This is a genomic window from Alloalcanivorax sp. C16-2 (assembly GCF_046507615.1).
Lineage (GTDB): Bacteria > Pseudomonadota > Gammaproteobacteria > Pseudomonadales > Alcanivoracaceae > Alloalcanivorax > Alloalcanivorax marinus_A.
This window is the reverse complement of record NZ_JBKFTL010000001.1, coordinates 1,357,561-1,374,361: the sequence shown is the minus strand read 5'-3', so window position 1 is coordinate 1,374,361 and position 16,801 is coordinate 1,357,561. Positions and strand designations below refer to the sequence as shown.

At 66.0% G+C, this 16,801-nt stretch carries 18 protein-coding genes; 4 read left to right on the top strand and 14 right to left on the bottom strand.

Annotation, left to right across the window (positions count from 1 at the left end; all coding sequences use genetic code 11):
• The 12 genes from ACLD02_RS06560 to ACLD02_RS06505 form a co-directional block, all read right to left on the bottom strand.
• Positions 1-1,680 carry a VRR-NUC domain-containing protein gene (locus ACLD02_RS06560; RefSeq protein ID WP_410298247.1) on the bottom strand — a complete coding sequence of 560 codons (1,680 nt, stop codon included), beginning with the start codon at positions 1,678-1,680 and terminating at the stop codon, positions 1-3.
• Between the two features lie 154 nt (positions 1,681-1,834).
• Complete coding sequence (locus tag ACLD02_RS06555) at positions 1,835-2,161, bottom strand: thioredoxin family protein (protein ID WP_203104816.1); 327 nt, start codon at positions 2,159-2,161, stop codon at positions 1,835-1,837.
• A gap of 205 nt (positions 2,162-2,366) precedes the next feature.
• A complete protein-coding gene (locus tag ACLD02_RS06550; RefSeq protein WP_410298246.1) occupies positions 2,367-3,020 on the bottom strand; it encodes a DUF2238 domain-containing protein in 654 nt (217 codons plus the stop codon).
• 110 nt (positions 3,021-3,130) lie between these two features.
• Positions 3,131-4,561: an aldehyde dehydrogenase family protein gene (locus ACLD02_RS06545; protein WP_203104818.1), complete on the bottom strand. Its 1,431-nt coding sequence runs from the start codon at positions 4,559-4,561 to the stop codon at positions 3,131-3,133.
• A 6-nt stretch (positions 4,562-4,567) separates the two neighbouring features.
• Complete coding sequence (locus tag ACLD02_RS06540) at positions 4,568-6,079, bottom strand: tripartite tricarboxylate transporter permease (RefSeq protein ID WP_203104819.1); 1,512 nt, start codon at positions 6,077-6,079, stop codon at positions 4,568-4,570.
• A 4-nt stretch (positions 6,080-6,083) separates the two neighbouring features.
• On the bottom strand, positions 6,084-6,530 hold the full coding sequence (locus ACLD02_RS06535) for a tripartite tricarboxylate transporter TctB family protein (protein ID WP_410298245.1): 447 nt from the start codon (positions 6,528-6,530) through the stop codon (positions 6,084-6,086).
• 44 nt (positions 6,531-6,574) lie between these two features.
• A complete protein-coding gene (hpaI, locus tag ACLD02_RS06530) occupies positions 6,575-7,372 on the bottom strand; it encodes a 4-hydroxy-2-oxoheptanedioate aldolase (protein WP_203104821.1) in 798 nt (265 codons plus the stop codon).
• 11 nt (positions 7,373-7,383) lie between these two features.
• Entirely contained in the window at positions 7,384-8,202 is an 819-nt protein-coding gene (gene hpaH, locus ACLD02_RS06525) for a 2-oxo-hept-4-ene-1,7-dioate hydratase (protein ID WP_410298244.1), read from the bottom strand.
• Positions 8,202-8,948, bottom strand: coding sequence for a fumarylacetoacetate hydrolase family protein (locus ACLD02_RS06520; RefSeq protein WP_203104823.1), 747 nt, complete (start codon positions 8,946-8,948; stop codon positions 8,202-8,204). Before ACLD02_RS06520 ends, hpaH begins: the two co-directional genes overlap by 1 nt.
• Positions 8,948-9,631, bottom strand: a complete 684-nt coding sequence (locus ACLD02_RS06515) for a fumarylacetoacetate hydrolase family protein (RefSeq protein WP_203104824.1) — start codon at positions 9,629-9,631, stop codon at positions 8,948-8,950. The genes ACLD02_RS06520 and ACLD02_RS06515 overlap by 1 nt, the downstream gene beginning before the upstream one ends.
• 26 nt (positions 9,632-9,657) lie before the next feature.
• The gene (locus ACLD02_RS06510; protein WP_203104825.1) at positions 9,658-10,506 is read right to left on the bottom strand and encodes an IclR family transcriptional regulator; all 849 of its coding nucleotides are present in this window, start codon (positions 10,504-10,506) and stop codon (positions 9,658-9,660) included.
• Positions 10,503-11,132: a flavin reductase family protein gene (locus ACLD02_RS06505; protein ID WP_203104826.1), complete on the bottom strand. Its 630-nt coding sequence runs from the start codon at positions 11,130-11,132 to the stop codon at positions 10,503-10,505. The genes ACLD02_RS06510 and ACLD02_RS06505 overlap by 4 nt, the downstream gene beginning before the upstream one ends.
• Positions 11,133-11,466: 334 nt before the next feature.
• Here ACLD02_RS06505 and ACLD02_RS06500 point away from each other — a divergent pair, with 334 nt between their 5' ends.
• From ACLD02_RS06500 to ACLD02_RS06485, 4 genes are all read left to right on the top strand, one after another.
• Complete coding sequence (locus ACLD02_RS06500; protein ID WP_203104827.1) at positions 11,467-12,429, top strand: Bug family tripartite tricarboxylate transporter substrate binding protein; 963 nt, start codon at positions 11,467-11,469, stop codon at positions 12,427-12,429.
• 28 nt (positions 12,430-12,457) lie between these two features.
• The gene (locus ACLD02_RS06495; RefSeq protein WP_410298243.1) at positions 12,458-12,856 is read left to right on the top strand and encodes a RidA family protein; all 399 of its coding nucleotides are present in this window, start codon (positions 12,458-12,460) and stop codon (positions 12,854-12,856) included.
• A gap of 61 nt (positions 12,857-12,917) precedes the next feature.
• Positions 12,918-13,793 (top strand): amidohydrolase family protein, encoded by an 876-nt coding sequence (locus tag ACLD02_RS06490; protein WP_410298242.1) that lies wholly within the window; start codon positions 12,918-12,920, stop codon positions 13,791-13,793.
• Positions 13,794-14,147: 354 nt separating this feature from the next.
• Entirely contained in the window at positions 14,148-15,221 is a 1,074-nt protein-coding gene (locus tag ACLD02_RS06485; RefSeq protein ID WP_410298241.1) for a porin, read from the top strand.
• Between the two features lie 59 nt (positions 15,222-15,280).
• On the opposite strand, the gene ACLD02_RS06480 is transcribed toward ACLD02_RS06485, so the two are convergent.
• Together ACLD02_RS06480 and ACLD02_RS06475 are read right to left on the bottom strand one after the other, a co-directional pair.
• Positions 15,281-15,874 (bottom strand): LysE family translocator, encoded by a 594-nt coding sequence (locus ACLD02_RS06480; RefSeq protein WP_203104831.1) that lies wholly within the window; start codon positions 15,872-15,874, stop codon positions 15,281-15,283.
• Between the two features lie 50 nt (positions 15,875-15,924).
• Positions 15,925-16,770, bottom strand: a complete 846-nt coding sequence (locus ACLD02_RS06475) for an AraC family transcriptional regulator (RefSeq protein WP_203104832.1) — start codon at positions 16,768-16,770, stop codon at positions 15,925-15,927.
• Between the last annotated feature and the right edge of the window lie 31 nt (positions 16,771-16,801).

Sequence of the window (16,801 nt, the reverse complement as noted above, 5' to 3'; positions counted from 1 at the left end):
TCACCGCTCCTCCCAGGTCACCTTGCAGACCACCGCCGGCATGCGCTGCTCGGCGAAGTACGCCAGCCAACGGCGCTGGTTGTCCTGGAGCCGGTCGCCGGGACCCTTTACCTCGATCATCCGATACTCCCGCCGCGCCGGGAAAAACTGGATCAGATCCGGCAGGCCCGCCCGGTTGGCCTTGATGTCGCGCAGCAGGCGCTCGCCGTGGCGGGCCAGGTGGGCGGCGGGAATGCAGTCCAGGGCCAGTTCCAGCAGCGGTTCGGAGAGCGCCCCCCAGTGCACGAACGGCGATTGAGTGCCGTATTTACGGTGGAAGGTATCGACAATGCGCCGCCGGTGGCGGCCGCTTTCCAGATCGGCGAAGGCGGCGGCGAACCGCTCCCGGCGCCGGGCCAGGAAATCCGGCCGGTGCAGGTCCGCCGGGCCGCTCTGGAACGGGTGGAAGAAGGCGCCGGGCAAGGGCGCGAACACCGCCTCCCAGCACAGCAGCCCGAACAGGCCGGTGAGCAGCGTGTTCTCGACGTAGAACACCGGCGCCTCCTCGCGGTGGAAGTGCGCGGCCACCGCGCCCTCCACGGAGCCGACGCGCATCAGGTCGGCCAGCGGCAGGGTCAGCGACCATTGCTCGGTGTCCGGCGCCGCCGCCGGGCCGGGCCTGGGCAGGTCCAGCTTGCGATGCAGGCGCGGCAGCAGCCGGCCCAGGTGCTGGCGCTCCGCCTCGCTCTCCGGAGCGGCGGCGGCCTCACCGGCCAGCGCCAGGGCGGCCCGGTACTCACCGCGCCGCTCCAGCACCCGCAGGCGCCGGGCCCGGGCGTCCGGATGATGGCATCGCGCGTACAGGGCCTCGGCCCGCTCCAGTTCATTCTCCCGTTCCCACTGGCGGGCCAGTTTGTAACGCAGCTTGTGGCGGCGCTCCTCAACCCAGGGGTTGCCGGTGTCGCCGTCCGGCAGATCGGCGGCCACGGTGGCCACCGGTTCGCCGGCCTCGAACCGCTGCCGGCAGGCATGCAGGGCCAGCCAGGCGTCCAGGTCGGCGCGATCGCGATACGGGCGCGTGGTGGCGTCCAGGCGCACCCGCTCATAGCGGAAGGTGCCCAGCTCGGTGAGCACGAATTCGCGCCAGTCCTGGTACAGGTTGCCAAAGAACATCAGCCGCAGGCGCTCGCACACCGGCATCACGGTGAGCCGCCAGGCCGGCGGAAGGTGGCCGTCCGGGTCCCAGGCGGTCAGCGGGCGGGGCGCGGGTGGCTGCTCGGCCAGGGTGGCCAGCCAGTCCGCCTTGCGACCGTGCCGGTCCAGACCGGCGGCGGCCAGCCGGGGCGCCAGAGCGCGGCCCAGCTCTACCTTGGTGTAGAGGCGGAACAGGTCCTCAAGAGCCAGGTCACCGTCCCGCCGTACCCAGCCCGCCGCCTCCAGCGCCGTCAGCGCCGGCATGGCCGGGCCGATCTCCGGGTAGCGCAGTTTGTCAGCGCGGAACAGTTCGCCGGTGCGCATCACCATGCGCGTCAGCAGCGCCCGGGGCGCCACCGGCAGCGCCGCCACGCCGGCCACGAAGGCCCGTTCGGCCTCATCGAGCAGATCCCCGTGACACCGGCTCACCCAGCGCAGCACGGTCTCGAAGTTGCGCAGGTAATAGAGCGGGTCGTCCAGGGTGGCGGGGGCGGCGATACTGTCCATTTGGCTAGTATAGGGAGCGATTCTCGGTGACGCGAGCACCGCACGTCGCCGGGCCGATCGCGGCTGAAGCCGCTCCTACGGGGTGGATCGCCGATGCTCGCGGCGTTCGCTATGGTTGTAGGAGCGGCCGGGCGGCGTTCCGCTTCAGCCGCGATCAACCGGTGAGGCGCGCCAGGGCCTCACCGATTTCCGCTGGGTCGCCGGGCCGCACCAGACGGGCCACCTCCTCGCCGTCGCGCAGAAAGATCAGCGTCGGCCACAGCTTGACCCGGAACGAACGCCCCAGGGGCCGGCCCTTGCCATCCTCCACCTTGAGGTGCTCGAGATCCGGGTGGTCGGCCAGCGCCGCCTGGATCAAGGGCTGGGCGGCCCGGCAGTGGCCACACCAGTTGGTGCCGAATTCCAGCACCCGGGGGCCGGGGGCGGCGTCCACGGCGGCGCGGTCCAGGGTTTCCGGCTGGTATTGGGATTGGTAAGGCATGGAGCGACTCCGGCGGCGATATCGGCGTGGGCCAGCATACACCCGCCGGCCCGGCGCCGTTCAAGTCAGCCGTTGCCCTTCCGTTCGCGCCGGCGCCGGACGCCGGACGCTACAACCCGGCGCGGCGAGGTACGGCGAGCTGACTGAGACGCAGAAAACACACCAAGCCTTTCAGACCACGGGTTAAGCGTCTAGCGTCCGGCGTCTAGCGTCCGGCGGCCAGCGTCCGGCGTCCGGCGTCCGGCGTCCGGCGTCCAGCGGCCAGCGCGGCCAGCGCCAGGGCCATCAACGCGCCCAGCAGCGCCAGGGCCATATCCTTCTGGGCGTCCCAGGGGTCGCCCTGGGTACCCAGGAACAGATCGCTGCCATCGCCGAGGACCTCCGCCGCGCCCCACTCGATCAGTTCGTAGATCATCGACGAGGCAAGAATCAGCGCGAAGGCGAAAAAGCCGGCCCAGACACCACGCAGGCCGGCAACGCGACGGCACAGCTCGCGCAGCGGCAGCACCAGCAGCACACCGTACAGCAGATGCAGCAGGCGGTCGTACTGATTGCGTTGCCAGCCGAACAGTTCATCGATGCTGAAGCCCGCCAGCTGCCGAGCCCAGGCGTCGTAGGGAACCCGCGAGTAGGTGTAGTGGGCGCCGATTTCATGGAGAACCAGAAACAGGGTAATGAGCCCATAGTTGCCGGCGGAGAAGCGGAACCAGCGGCGCGTGGCCCACAGGGTCGCCAGGAACAGGGCCACCACGGCATTTTCCATCAGCCAGGTTCCACGCTCCACCGGCGACACCGCCAGGGCCGCCATCACCACCAGCAATATCGCGGAGCACGCCGCGAAGGTTTTGCGTTCGTCCATGTTTTTGCCGGCACCCGGTTCAATGTTTTTGGTGCCGGCAGCTTAACACCGGACGGGAAGACGCCGAAGCGCATCGCGACTGAAGCGGAGTGCCGCCCAGTCGCGATAACTCAAGGCGCCACGTAGGCGGTTTTCACCGTGGTGAAGAACTCCGCCGCGTAGCGGCCCTGTTCCCGGGAGCCGTAGCTTGAGCCTTTACGACCGCCAAACGGCACATGGTAATCGACACCGGCGGTGGGCGTGTTGACCATCACCATGCCGGCCTCGGCATGGTGGCGGAAGTGGGTAGCATACTTCAGGGACGAGGTGCAGATACCCGCGGACAGACCAAACTCGGTGTCGTTGGCCAGGGTCAGGGCGTGCTCGTAATCGTCCGCCAGAATCACACAGGCCACCGGGCCGAAAATCTCTTCCCGGGCGATGCGCATGGACGGGTCGGTGTCGGCGAACAGGGCCGGGGCCATGTAGAACCCCTCGCTGCCCCGTTGCAGACGCTCACCGCCACACACCAGGCGCGCGCCCTCCTCGCGACCGATGTCCACGTAGCCGAGGTCCTGATCGAGCTGGCTCTGGTCCACCACCGGGCCGATGTCGGTGCCTTCGCCCAGGGCGTGATCCACCTTCAAACCGGACAGGCGCCGTTGCACGCCGTCCACGAAACGATCGTGGATGCCTTTCTCGACAATGAACCGGGACGAGGCGGTGCAGCGCTGGCCGGTGGAGAAATAGGCCCCTTGCACGGCCACTTCCACGGCACGCTCCAGGTCGGCATCGTCGAGCACCACCAGCGGGTTCTTGCCCCCCATTTCCAACTGCAGCTTGGCGAAGCGGGCGCCGGCGGTGGCCATTACCCGGGCTCCGGTGTTCTCCGAGCCGGTAAAGGAGATGGCGTCCACGTCGGCGCTTTCCAGCAAAGTCTGGCCGACCACGCTGCCGCGCCCCATGGTCAGGTTGAACACCCCCTCGGGCAGGCCGCTGCGGCTGATGATCTCCGCCAGTGCCCAACCGGAACCGGGCACCAGATCGGCGGGCTTGAATACCACGCAGTTGCCGTACGCGAGCGCCGGCGCGATTTTCCAGGCGGGAATCGCGATCGGAAAATTCCACGGTGTGATGATGCCCACCACGCCCACCGGCTCGCGGGTGATGTGCACGTCCATGCCGGGGCGCACCGAGGGCAGCGTCTCGCCGCCCGGCCGCAGGACTTCGCCGGCGAAGAAACGGAAAATCTGCGCCGCCCGGTTCACCTCGGCGATGCCCTCGGGCAGGGTCTTGCCCTCTTCCCGGGACAGCAGCCGGCCCAGTTCTTCCTTGCGGGTGGCCAATTCCAGGCCGATGAAGTCCAGCGCATCGGCGCGCGCCTGAATACCGGCGCGGCGCCAGCCCGGGAAGGCGGCCCGGGCGGCGGCAATGGCCTGGCGGGTCTGGTCGGCGTCCGCCTGGGCGTATTCTCCGATCACGTCCGTGGTATCGGACGGATTGATGTTGGGCCGGGCCCCGTTGCCCCGGGCCCAGGTACCGGCGATGAAGTTGTTACGCATGGTCGATCAATCTCCCTGGTTGGCCGGGCGCGCGCTGCGTTTGCGGAAGGCGGCCCAAAGGGGCAGCAGCAGGAACAGCGCGGTGAGAATCAGGAACACGGTGCTCGGCACGCTATTGAAGAAGGTCATGTAGTCGCCCCGGGAAAGCAGCAGCGCGCGGCGGAAATGCACTTCCATCATCGGCCCGAGAATGAAGCCGAGCAGCAGCGGCGCCGCCGGGAAACGCAACCGGATCAGGAAATAGCCGATCACCCCGAAGAACAGCGCGGTATAGATATCGAACACGCTGGAGCGCACCGAGAACACACCGATGCAGATAAAGAACAACATGGCCGGGTACAGCACGTGATAGGGAATCGACAACATACGCACCCACACCCGGATCAGCGGCAGGTTCAGAATCAGCAGCATGATGTTGCCGACGCCGAAGCTCACCACCAGGCCCCAGAACATATCCGGATTGCTGGTGACCAGCTCCGGCCCCGGGGTGATACCGTGCAAAATCATGGCGCCAAGCAGCACCGCCATCACCGCGTCGCCGGGGATACCCAGACTCAGGGTGGGAATGAACGCCGCCTGTACCGCCGCGTTATTGGCGGATTCCGGAGACGCCACGCCGCGCAGTTCGCCCTTGCCGAAATTTTCCGGGTTCTTGGCCAGCTTCTTTTCCGCCGCGTAGGACATGAAGGCGGCGATGGCCGGGCCGGAGCCGGGCAGCGCCCCGACGAAGGCGCCGATGCCGGAACCGCGCAGGATGGTCTTCCACAGACCATGCCATTCGTGCCGCTTGGGCAGCATGGATTTGAAGGTCAGGCCGCTGGCCTTGAGCGGGGAACGCTTTTCCTGCCCCAGGTTGGCGAGGATTTCACCCACCCCGAACAGCCCCATGGCCAGAGCCACCAGGCTGATGCCGTCGGACAACGCCAGGGCGCCGAAGGTAAAACGCTCGGCGCCGGAGGTATCGTCCGTGCCCACCAGTCCCAGGGCGATGCCCAGCATCACCATGGTCATGCCCTTGAGCGGCGAGCCCACCGACAGGGTGGAGGCCGCCACCAGGCCCAGCAGCATGATCGAGAAGTAATCCACCGCGCCGAAATCCATGGCGAAGGACGCAATCATCGGCGTGAACCCGAGCACCATGAAAATGGCCACGATGCCACCGGAGAAGGACGAGATGGCGGCGGTGAACAAGGCCACGCCAGCGCGCCCCTGCTTGGTCATCTGGTTGCCGTCGAGACAGGTCACCGCCGCCGAGGCGGTGCCCGGCAGGTTGAGGAGAATGGCGGCGATGGAGCCGCCGTACTGGGCGCCGTAGAAAATGCCGGCCAGCATGATCAGAGCAATCGGCGGAGACAGGTAATAGGTCATCGGCAGAGCAAGCGAAATCGCCGCCAGCGGTCCGATGCCGGGCAGCACGCCCACGAAGGTACCCACCAGCACGCCCACGAAACAGAACAGCAGGCCCTGCCAGGAAAATGCCACTTCGGCGCCGAGCGCCAGATTGTGAAGGATATCCATCAAATCACCACTCGAACGCGGCCACCGGAATGCCGAAGCCGTAAATGAATACCAGGACGCCGAGCACGCTCAGCCCCACCGCGGTGGCCACCGCCGCCGCCGGACGCAGCGGCTTCTCGGCCAGCGACACCAGCACCACCAGCGCCAGCGTGGCGGGCACCAGCCCGGCCCTCTCCAGCAACGCGGCGAACGCCACGAAGCCCGCGCTGATGGTGAGAATCGGCCGTGGAATCCAGAAGTTCCGTTCCGTTTTTTCCGCATGCCACACTTCCAGCACCAGCAGAACGGCGAACAGCAACAACACCGAGCCGATCATCACCGGGAAGAAACCGGGACCCATGCGACGCAGCGAGCCCATTTCGTAGCCACTGCCTTGAACAATCACGTAGAGACCAAACAGGCCGAGCAGCAGCGCCGCGCCCACCTGTAACCAGTTAATGGAACGAGCCATTTATTATTCTCCTCCGAGGCGCAAAGCGCGTTGTGAGAATAGATTCAGTAACCGCCGGCCTGGGACGGCGACAAATGGTCCTTGAAGCGGCGCGACAGCGCGTCCGTGGCGCGGGCCAGAAGCGAGGCGTCGGCGCCCACCGCGAGAAAACGGCAGCCAGCGGCGAGATGCTCGCGGGCCAGTTCCTCGTTGACGGTGAGAGCGCCGGCGGGTTTACCCGCCGCCTCGATGCGTTTGAAGGCGTCCAGCAAGGCCGCGTTCACCTCCGGGTGACCGGGCTGGCCCAGATGGCCGAGATCGGCGCCCAGGTCGGCGGCGCCGATGAACACGCCGTCGACGCCGTCCACGGCGGCGATCTCGTCCAGGTTGTCCAGGCCGGCGCGGCTTTCCACCTGCAGCAACACGCACAGTTGCTCATGACAGCGGTGCACGTAATCCGGCACCCGGCCCCAGCGCGAGGCGCGCGCCAGGCCCGCGCCCACGCCCCGGCAGCCGTGCGGCGGGTAGCGGGTGGCCTCGACGATGGCGCGCGCCTGCTCGGCGCTTTCCACCATCGGCACCAGAAAGGTTTGCACGCCGGCATCCAGCAGCGGCTTGAGGGTATCGGCGTGACCGTTCACCGGGCGCACCACCGGGTGCGTCGGGTACGGCGCCACCGCCTGCAGCTGTGCCAGGATCGAGCGCACATCGTTGGGACCGTGCTCGCCGTCGATCAGCAGCCAGTCGAAACCGGCGGCGGCGGCGATCTCGGTGCCATAACCGTCGGCCAGAGCACACCACAGACCGATCTGGGTACGCCCTTCCGTCAGCGCCTGTTTGAAACTATTGACCGGAAGATCCATGACGCCTCCTGTCAGACGAAGCGCAGACCCAGCGCGCCGAGCGGGCCGTAGTCCACGTGGAAGGTATCGCCGGCGGACGCCGCCACCGGACGGGTGAAGGAACCGGCCAGCACGATCTCGCCGGCTTTCAGAGTGACACCGTGGGGGGCCAGCTTGTTGGCCAGCCAGGCGATGCCCTTGGCCGGATGGCCGAGCACGCCGGCGGCCACGCCGGTTTCCTCCACCAGGCCATTGCGACTGCACACCGCCGCGCTCCAGCGCAGGTCGATGTCGAACGGGCGGATGGTGCGCCCGCCCAGTACCACGCCGGCGTTGGCGGCGTTGTCGGAAATGGTGTCGAACACCTTGCGCGGCGCGCCGCTGGCCGGGTCCACCTGACGCACCCGGGCGTCGATGATCTCCAGTGCCGGGATCACGTATTCGGTGGCGCGCATCACGTCCAGCACGGTGCAGTCCGGGCCGGCCAGGTCTTCCTTGAGCACGAACGCCAGCTCCACTTCCAGGCGCGGCACGATGAAGCGGCCCACTTCGATCTCGGCGTTGTCCTCGAAGAACATGTCGTCGAGCAGCACGCCGTAATCCGGTTCATCAATGCGCGCGGACATCTGCATGGCCCGGGACGTAAGGCCGATCTTGTGGCCCATCACCCGGCGGCCACGAGCTACCTTCATGTCCACCCACTGGCGCTGGATGGCGTAGGCGTCGGCGAATCCGATCTCCGGGTATTGCAGAGTCAGATGGTCGATCTGGGTGCGTTCCCGCTCGGCGCGGTCGAGTCGTTCCGCCGCGTCCTGAATGGCCTCGGCGGCGAGCTTCGCTTGTTCGGTCATCAGGGCTTCCTCGCGATAATCGTATTGTGCAGCGCGCCGACACCCTCGATCTCGGTGACCACTTCGTCGCCGGGCATCACGTTGACGGTGCCCTTGGGGGTGCCGGTGAGGATCACGTCGCCGGGCTGCAACGTCATGAAGGCGCTGAAATATTCGATCAGGAAAGGCACGTCGAAGATCATGTCCTTGGTGGAGCCTTCCTGGGTGGTTTCACCGTTGACGCGGGTGGTGAGGCGCAGATTCATCGGATCGGGAATGTCCGCCGCGTCCACCAGCCAGGGACCGATGGGCGTGCAGTTGTCCCGGCTCTTGATGCGGAAGTTGGGCCGGTAGAACCCTTCCAGATAATTGCGCACGGCGTAATCGTTGGCCACCGTGTAGCCGGCGATGTAGTCGTAGGCGTCGGCCTTGGCCACGTTGCGGGCCGGCTTGCCGACCACGATCGCCAATTCGCACTCATAGTGCATATTGGTGGCATCATCGGGGCGCGGCGTGAAGGCGCGGTGACCGACCAGGGTGTTGGCGCCTTTAAGGAACACCATCGGCTCTTCCGGCGCCTTGGAGGCGATTTCCGCGGCATGGTCGGCATAGTTCAGGCCGAGCGCGAGAATGGTGCCGGGGGTCACCGGCGGCAGCCACACCACCTCGGTTTCCTCCACCCGACGGCCATCCGCCAGACGCACTTTGCCTTGATCTTCCCAGGCCTGTTGAACACGGCCTTCAAAAGCGATTCGGGCTTGTTTCATCAGGCGTTCTCCCCTTCGCTGACGAGCGGATTTTCAAGACGACCCAGGCCGTCGATTTCCACCGCCACGATGTCGCCGGCGCCGGCCAGAGGCGCGTCCGGGGACACGCCCACCAGAATCAGGTCACCGGGGTAGAGGCTGGTGAAATCGGAAATATCGGCAAGCAGCGTGGCCACCGGACGCACCAGCTCGGCCAGACGCCACTCCTGACGGCATTCGCCGTTGACCAGGGCACGCACGGCGAGGCCGTCCGGGTCCGGCAGGTCGGCGGCGTCCACCAGGTTAGGCCCGATCGGGCAGAAGCCGTCACGGCATTTCTGCTTGAGCGGCTGCCGGAACAAGCTGTCGTGCGGCACGGTGAGGTCGTTGACCAGGGTGTAACCGGCAATCGCCGCGCGGGCCTGGTCGGCGTCGGCGCGGGTCAGGGTGTCCTTGATCACCACCCCCAGGGTGGCGCACACCCGCACCTGCTCCACGTCGGCGGGTATCACCACGGGAGTACCGGCGGCGACCTGGGTATTGGGGGTTTTCACGTACATTACCGGGCCGGTGGGCGCGCCGTTGTACGGCGGCTCGTTGATGGCGTCACCGAGCCGGTCCAGCTCGTCCTGGACGTTAAGCAGGCAGCCGTATACGGCGCCACTCAGCAGGGGCCCTCCCGGGCACAGGGTCACGGATGTCATCTTCGCTCCTGATTGGATAAAGGGGCCTAACGGCGGCGGGTCTGGACTTCGCTCAACCGCTTGGCGATCAGTTCGGTCTGATGGCGGATCAAGGGCACCAGGGTGGCGAGCCGTTCCGGGCTGAGCCGGTCGGCCATGGCCGACACCGCCACCGACGCCAGCAACTGGCCTTCGGCGTCGAACACCGGCAGCGCCAGAGCACGAGTACCGGGCACCACGCCCACCTCGCTATAGGCATAGCCCAGGGAACGGATTTCGGTGATGCGCTGACGTACCGCGCTCAATTCCACCCCATGACTGGTAAGGCGCTGCTCATTGCCGAGCAGCACTTCCTCCATGTCGGCGTCCTCGGCGAACGCCAGCAGCACCAGGCCGGAAACGCTGATGCCGAGGGGACGGCGGGCGCCCACCTCGATGGAAAGCACCTTGACCGGGTAGTTGCCGGTTTTACGGTCCACGCAGATGGAATCGAAGCCGCTGCGAATGGTCAGGAAGACACTGTCGCCGCATTGCTCGGCGATGTGGCGCAGGTAGGGCTCGGCCACCGACTTCACCGGCACCCGGGCGGTGCGCGACAGGCCCAGCAGGGAGACCTCCGGCCCAACCATGTAGCGGCGCGTATTGGGGTCCTGCTCCACCGCTTCTTCCTCGATCAGTACCCGCAGAATACGGTGCACCGTAGGGCGATTGAGACCGGTCTGATGGACGATGTCGGTGATGCGCACACCCTGCTCCTGCCCGGTGGCCAGGATACGCAGGATCGCCACCGCGCGGCGGATGCTGCGCGCGCCCAGGGTTTTGCCGCCCTCACCGGCCTCGACGCCGGGCTTGCCCGGGCCGCTCTCCGGCGGACGCGGACCGTCGTCGCGGTTCATGCGCCCGGCTCGATGATGCTCTTGGGTGTTTGCGCCACCGGCTTGAGCTGGCGAATCTCGCCCAGGGTAGCGTAGTTGGCGCCGGCGATGCGGCACACCGGCTGCAGCTCGCGGGTGTCGATGCGGCCATCGCGATACAGCTCGTCCACGATATGGACGCGGCTGACTTCACCGACGAAGAACTCAGCACCCGTGCTGCCGTAACCGGTAACGCTATGCAGACGGCATTCCAGGCTGATCGGCGCTTTCGCCAGGCGCGGCGTCTTCACCGTGGCGGACGGCTCCACCGCCAGGCCCAGGCTTTCCACCTCGCTTTCATGGCTTTCATATTCCACGGCGCTGGCGTGCACGTCCTCGACCATGGACCAGTCCGCGATGTTCACCACGAACTCGTTCAAGGCACGAATATTGCGAGCGGTATCCTTCTCACGACCGGCCTTGCGGCCGATATTGACGCCCACCATCAGGGGGGTGTTGGAGACGAAGGTAAAGCAGCTGAAAGGCGCCAGATTGACCACGCCATCCGGAGACTGAGTGGTGATCCAGGCAATCGGCCGGGGAACCACGATGCCACTGATCAGGCGGTAGCATTCCTGCGGCGTCAGGGAACCAATGTCGATTTGCATATTTATTCTCCTGGTAATCGACCGCTGATGGGATAGCGAAAAGCTAAGAGGGACCCGGTAGGGGGTCAACATGACGCTGACCATAGTGTCCACCATATGGACATTTAAATCATTAGCGGGCTCTCAAAGGCCCCTTCGGGGCGCTTTTTGAGAGTAATCTAAGGCATAACGCTGATACTTGATGACTCCCGCCGTCCATCATGTGGACCTTTGCGGGGTTTTACGGTTGCTGACCGCACCATGGATTCCGGAAAGTATCGGTTCCAAAACAGAAACCACTCACTCGCGGGCGCCCATGCCAAACCCGGCACAGCCCTGGAAGGAGAATAAAAATATGCGTTTTTTCAAGCATTTCACCGTCCTGTTCCTGCTCCTCGGCCTGGCCACCGGCGCCCAGGCCGCCTGGCCGGAAAAACCGGTGCACCTGGTGGTGCCCTACCCGCCCGGCGGTAACGTGGACCTGGCCGCGCGCATCGTCGCCGACGGTCTGGAGAAGGAGTTCGGCCAGCCGTTCGTGGTGGAGAACCGGCCCGGCGCCGGCGGCATGATCGCCGCCTCCTACGTGGTCAAGTCCGACAAGGACGGCTACACCCTGTTCGTGGCTCCCAATGGCCCGGTGCTGTTCAGCCCGCTGCTGTTCCGCAAGGACAACTACTTCTGGAAGGACGATTTCGCGCCGATCGGTTCGATTTCCTTCGTGACCCTGGTACTGCAGGCGAACCCGGAACTGGGTCTGGACAGCGCCGAGGCGCTGTTCGACTACGCCAAGAAGCATCCCGGCGAGCTGGCCATGGCTTCCCCCGGCGCCGGCACCCAGAACCACCTGATCAGTGAAATGATGCAGCGCCTGCTGCACACCGAATGGCTCACCGTGCACTACAAAGGCAACGCTCCGGCCACCACCGACCTGCTCGGCGGCCGCGTGGACTTCAACTTCGACCAGTACACCGTGGCCAAGCAGTACATCAACAGCGGCAAGCTGAAGGCCCTGGCCGTGACCTCCCCGGAACGCATGGAATCCCTGCCCGACGTACCCACCCTGAAGGAACTGGGCTACTCCGACGCGGTATCGGAAACCTTCACCGGCCTGTTCGGCCCGGCCGGCATGCCCGAGGACGTGGTCAACGAACTCAACGCGGCGCTGAAAAAGATCCTCAACGATCCGGCCGTGGTGAAGAAATTCGAGACCGCCGGCGCCGAGGCACGCGCCATGGACGTGGATGATTTCAAGGTGTTCCTCAACGAGCAGTATGATCGCTGGGGCACCCTGATCCGTGGCGCCAACATCCACCGTTAAGACCATCGTGAAAGCAGAGGAACCCCGCATGTCACGACGCAAGAGCGTCCACAGCGCCGGCTTCTCCCATCAGAACCCGATCCCGGCAGCCAGCCGGATCGGGGACCTGATGGCCACCGGCGTGATCAACGGCACCAATCCGGACACCGGCGAACTGGGCGCCGACCTGGCGACCCAATGCGCGTTCATGTTCCAGCATGTGCGCAATATCGTCGAAGCCGCCGGCGGCAGCACCGACGACATTCTCAAGATGACCGTCTGGATGCAGGATCGCTCGCAGCGGGATGTCCTCAACGCCGAATGGCTGGCGATGTTTCCGGACCCGGAATCCCGACCGGCCCGGCACGCCATCCAGAATCCGGTCGACTCGAAGTTTCTGATCCAGTGCGACGTGCTGGCGGTGATCGGCCAAGCCGCCGACGCCTGAGGCACGCCACTCCGGCCGCGCCCGGCGCGGCCTCCCCGATCCGCTAATGGCAGGAGCCACCATGCCCGAGTATTACCCTTTCAACCCGGATCCCCGCGCCCCTCGGGAGGCGCCGCCGGCCAACACCTGCGATTCGCAATTCCATGTGTTCGGCGACCCGGAACGTTACCCGCCGCGCCCGGAAGCTCCCTTCAAGATGCCTTCGGCGACCATCGACGCGGCACTGAAGATGCACCGTGCCCTGGGCATCGAGCGGGGCGTGATTGTCCAGGCCACCACCTATGGCGCCGACCACAGCGTGGTGCTGGACGCGCTTGAGCAGGCCGGCCCCAACTACCGGGGTTGCGCCAACGCCATCGCGCTGAAGGAACGCGATGACGGCTACATCGAGGAGATGGACGCCGCCGGCGTACGCGGCGCCCGCTTCACTTTCCGCAAGGAGCTCGGCGTCGGCCTGACGCCGGCGGAGTTCCGGCGCGCCGCCGACCGCCTGCGGGAGCTGGGCTGGTACGTGAAAATCCAGCCGGAGAAAAACGGCATCCTCGACAGCGTCGAGCTGTACGAGAACCTGGACATTCCGGTGCTCATCGACCACCTGGGCCGCGCCGACGCCAACCTGGGCGTCAACGACCCCAATGTCCGGAAAACCATCGAACTGCTCAAGAAAGGTAACTTCTGGGTAATGCTGTCGCTGGGCGAGAAGATCTCCACCCGGGGTTATCCCTGGGACGATGTCCTGCCCATCGCCCGCGCCTACATCGACGCCGCCCCGGACCGCGTGGTATGGGCCAGTGACTGGCCGCATCCGCTGTCCAAGTCTCCGCCGCCCAACGACGCCGAGCTGCTTGAGCTGCTCTACCGTTACGCGCCGGACGCCGGCGAACGGCAAAAAATTCTGGTCGACAATCCGGCCGAATTGTTCGGATTCAAAAGCTGATTCGAGATTTCTCCCAAACCTTTGCCCGGCCACTGAGCCGGGCATTTTTTTGCTCACCAAAAACTCACCAAACCCCTGTTTTTATAGTCTTTTATGCGTCCCCAATAACATGAAACCCGACTGTCTACATCGTGGACATATCAGAGTTTTTTTGTTTGCCCACCGTGCACCATAACGACAAAGTATTACTTATGGATGCGCATCTTTGGTGCGTGTCTTTTTTAGAAAATCTGGAGCAATCATCAAAACAACGCCATAACACGACCACCCGATAACACCCCGATCAGGCAACCGGAAAAAGCGTCCGACCAGACGCGCTGGGGGTGGTTTGTGCTTTAAAAAAGGTACTGACCCATGAGACTCAACAAAAAGACCCTTTCCATGATCCTCGCCGGCGGCACCGTGGCCGGCACTCTGGCCCTGTCCGGCGCCGCCCAGGCGGCCCAACCCGAGGCCAAGTTCTACGGCTTGCTCGACCTGTGGACCGGCAGCGCGGAAAAACCCGGCGCCGGCGACGACACCAAACAACTGGCCGCCGGTGGCATGTCCACCTCCTTCCTGGGCGCGCGGGTTGACTACCAGCTCGACGAAGAAACCTCCTTCGTGGGCGTGGCGGAAATGTTCGTTCGCCCGGACACCGGCGAGAACGGTCGCTACAATAACGATGAGTTCTTCGGCCGCAACGCTTACATCGGCGTGGACAGCAGCCGCTACGGTCTGTTGCGCGCCGGCCGCACCAAGTCCCCGTACTTCCTGCCGCTGGTGTTCACCAACTCGGTGAAGGACTCGTTCGCGTTTTCGCCGATGATGCTGCACACCTACAACGGTGGCCGTAACGGCGCGGTGATGGGCGACACCACCTGGAACGACTCCATCAACTACACCACCCCGAGCCTGGGCGGCCTGAAGGTCAATCTGGTGTATGCCTTCGGCGAGGAAGAAGGCGAGGACGGCGAGAGCAAGGTGGGCGGCAACCTGGTGTACCGTCACGCCGGCCTGGTGGCGACCGTGGCCGCCATGCGCGTGCGCGAAGGCACCCTGGACAACGGTGGCGGCGCGGGCGAGCGTGGCACCATTCCCGGCGCCACCGATCAGGAAGCGGTGATGGCGGGTCTGTCCTATGACTTCGGCGTGGCCACGCTGTATGGCCAGTATCAAACGCTGGATACCGACACCACCGCCGGTGACGTGGACACCGACACCTGGCAGGCCGGCGTGGCCGTGCCGGTGGGCAAGGGCCGCGTGCTGGGTTCGTTCGCCAACTCCGATTTCAGCGGCGCGCTGGATTACGAGCGTGATACCTGGGCGGCAGGCTACGATTACATCGTCAACAGCCAGCTGGACCTGTACGCGATGTACCTGCACGACGACATCGATGACGTAGGCGACGGTTCCACCTACGGGGTGGGGGCGCGCTTCAAGTTCTAAGCCGTTTCGCGCCTCGATCGGGGCCGCGCCTGGGGCGTGGTCCCCTTTCCGGGCTGTTATTACCAGAAAACCGCCGCCCAGGCGGAGAGCAGTAGCAGCACCGCCATTCCCCGATTGAACCAGCCCATCGCCGCCGGATTCCGAATCCAGCGCGCCGCGCCGGCGCCCAGCCCGGCCCATACCAGCACGCAGGGCAACGCCACCACGAAGAACACCCCGGCCAAAGCCGGCATCGGCACGCTGCCGCCGGCGAACACGCCCGTGGCGGCCAGCGCCATCATCCACGCCTTGGGGTTGATCCATTGCAGGCCGGCGGTGCCGATCAGGCCCAGGCGACCACGGCGGTCACCGTCATCGCCGGCGTCGGGAAGCTGGGGGGCGGCGCGGAATAACTGCACCGCCAGCACCGTGAGCCAGGCCAGCCCGGCCGCCGCCATCAAGAGGCGCACGCCCTCGTGGGCGGCCAGAGGGCGGGCCAGGCCGGTGCCCACCAGCAGCAGCACGGACGCGGCGCCGCCGGCGGCGCCCGCCACCATGGGGAGAGCCGCCACCAGCCCGTGGCGGGTGGCATTGGCGAGCACCAGCACATTGGTGGGCCCGGGGGTGATGGAGGCGACCAAGGCGAACAGGACAAAGGGCAACAGGGATTCCATGAGCATCCACGACGGTGACGGAAAGCCCCAGTGTGGTGTCGTTGGCGGCCCTAGTCTGGAAGCTTTGTGCGCCGCCGGTAATAGGCCGGCGTCATGGCGTAGGCGCGGCGGAACCAGCGGCCCAGGTGGCTCTGGTCGGCGAAGCCCACCATGGCCGCCACGTCCGCCGGCGAGACGCCGGCGGCCAGCAGGCGGCGGGCACGCAACAGCCTGAGTTGCACCAGGTAGGCGTGAGGCGGCAGGCCGTGAGCGGCTTTGAAGGCACGGCTGATGCGGAAGCGGTCGCTGCCCACCGCCGCCGCCAGATCATCCAGGCCGATGTCCTCGGTCTGGTGGGCGTGCAGATAATCCCGGGCCCGGCGGGCCAGCGGAACGCTGGATGGGTCCGGGCCGGGCCGCGCGCGCCAGTCGGCGTGGCGGGTCAGGCGCCGCAGCAGCTGGTCCAGGGCGGTTTGCCGGACCATGCGCATCTCGCCGCCATGCAGCGCCTCGAAGGCACGGGCAATGGCGCGGGCCACGGTTTGGTCGTCGCTCAGGGTGGCGCCGAACCGCAATTCATAATGATCGGGGCGATCCTCGAACAAACCGCCCAGGGCCTCACGCAGCCAGGCCGGGTCCAGGTACAGCAGCCGGTAGGTGAAGCCGCCCGGCGTCGGCCCATTGCCATCGTGGATCTCACCGGGCTCCAGCAGGATGGCGCGGCCGGGCACGCTTTCGTGGCGCACGCGACCGACGTGGAAGCGCTGCACACCCTGTTCGGTGATTCCCACCGCGTAGGTGTCATGCCAGTGGGGATCATAGGCATGCCCCTCGAAATGGGCATGGATGGTCTCGATGCCGGTATCCCGGTCACGGGCGAAACGAACCCAGTTGTCGGTGCGGTCGGCGTGCGACATGGCGATTCCCGGCATAACGGTTTCCGGTGAA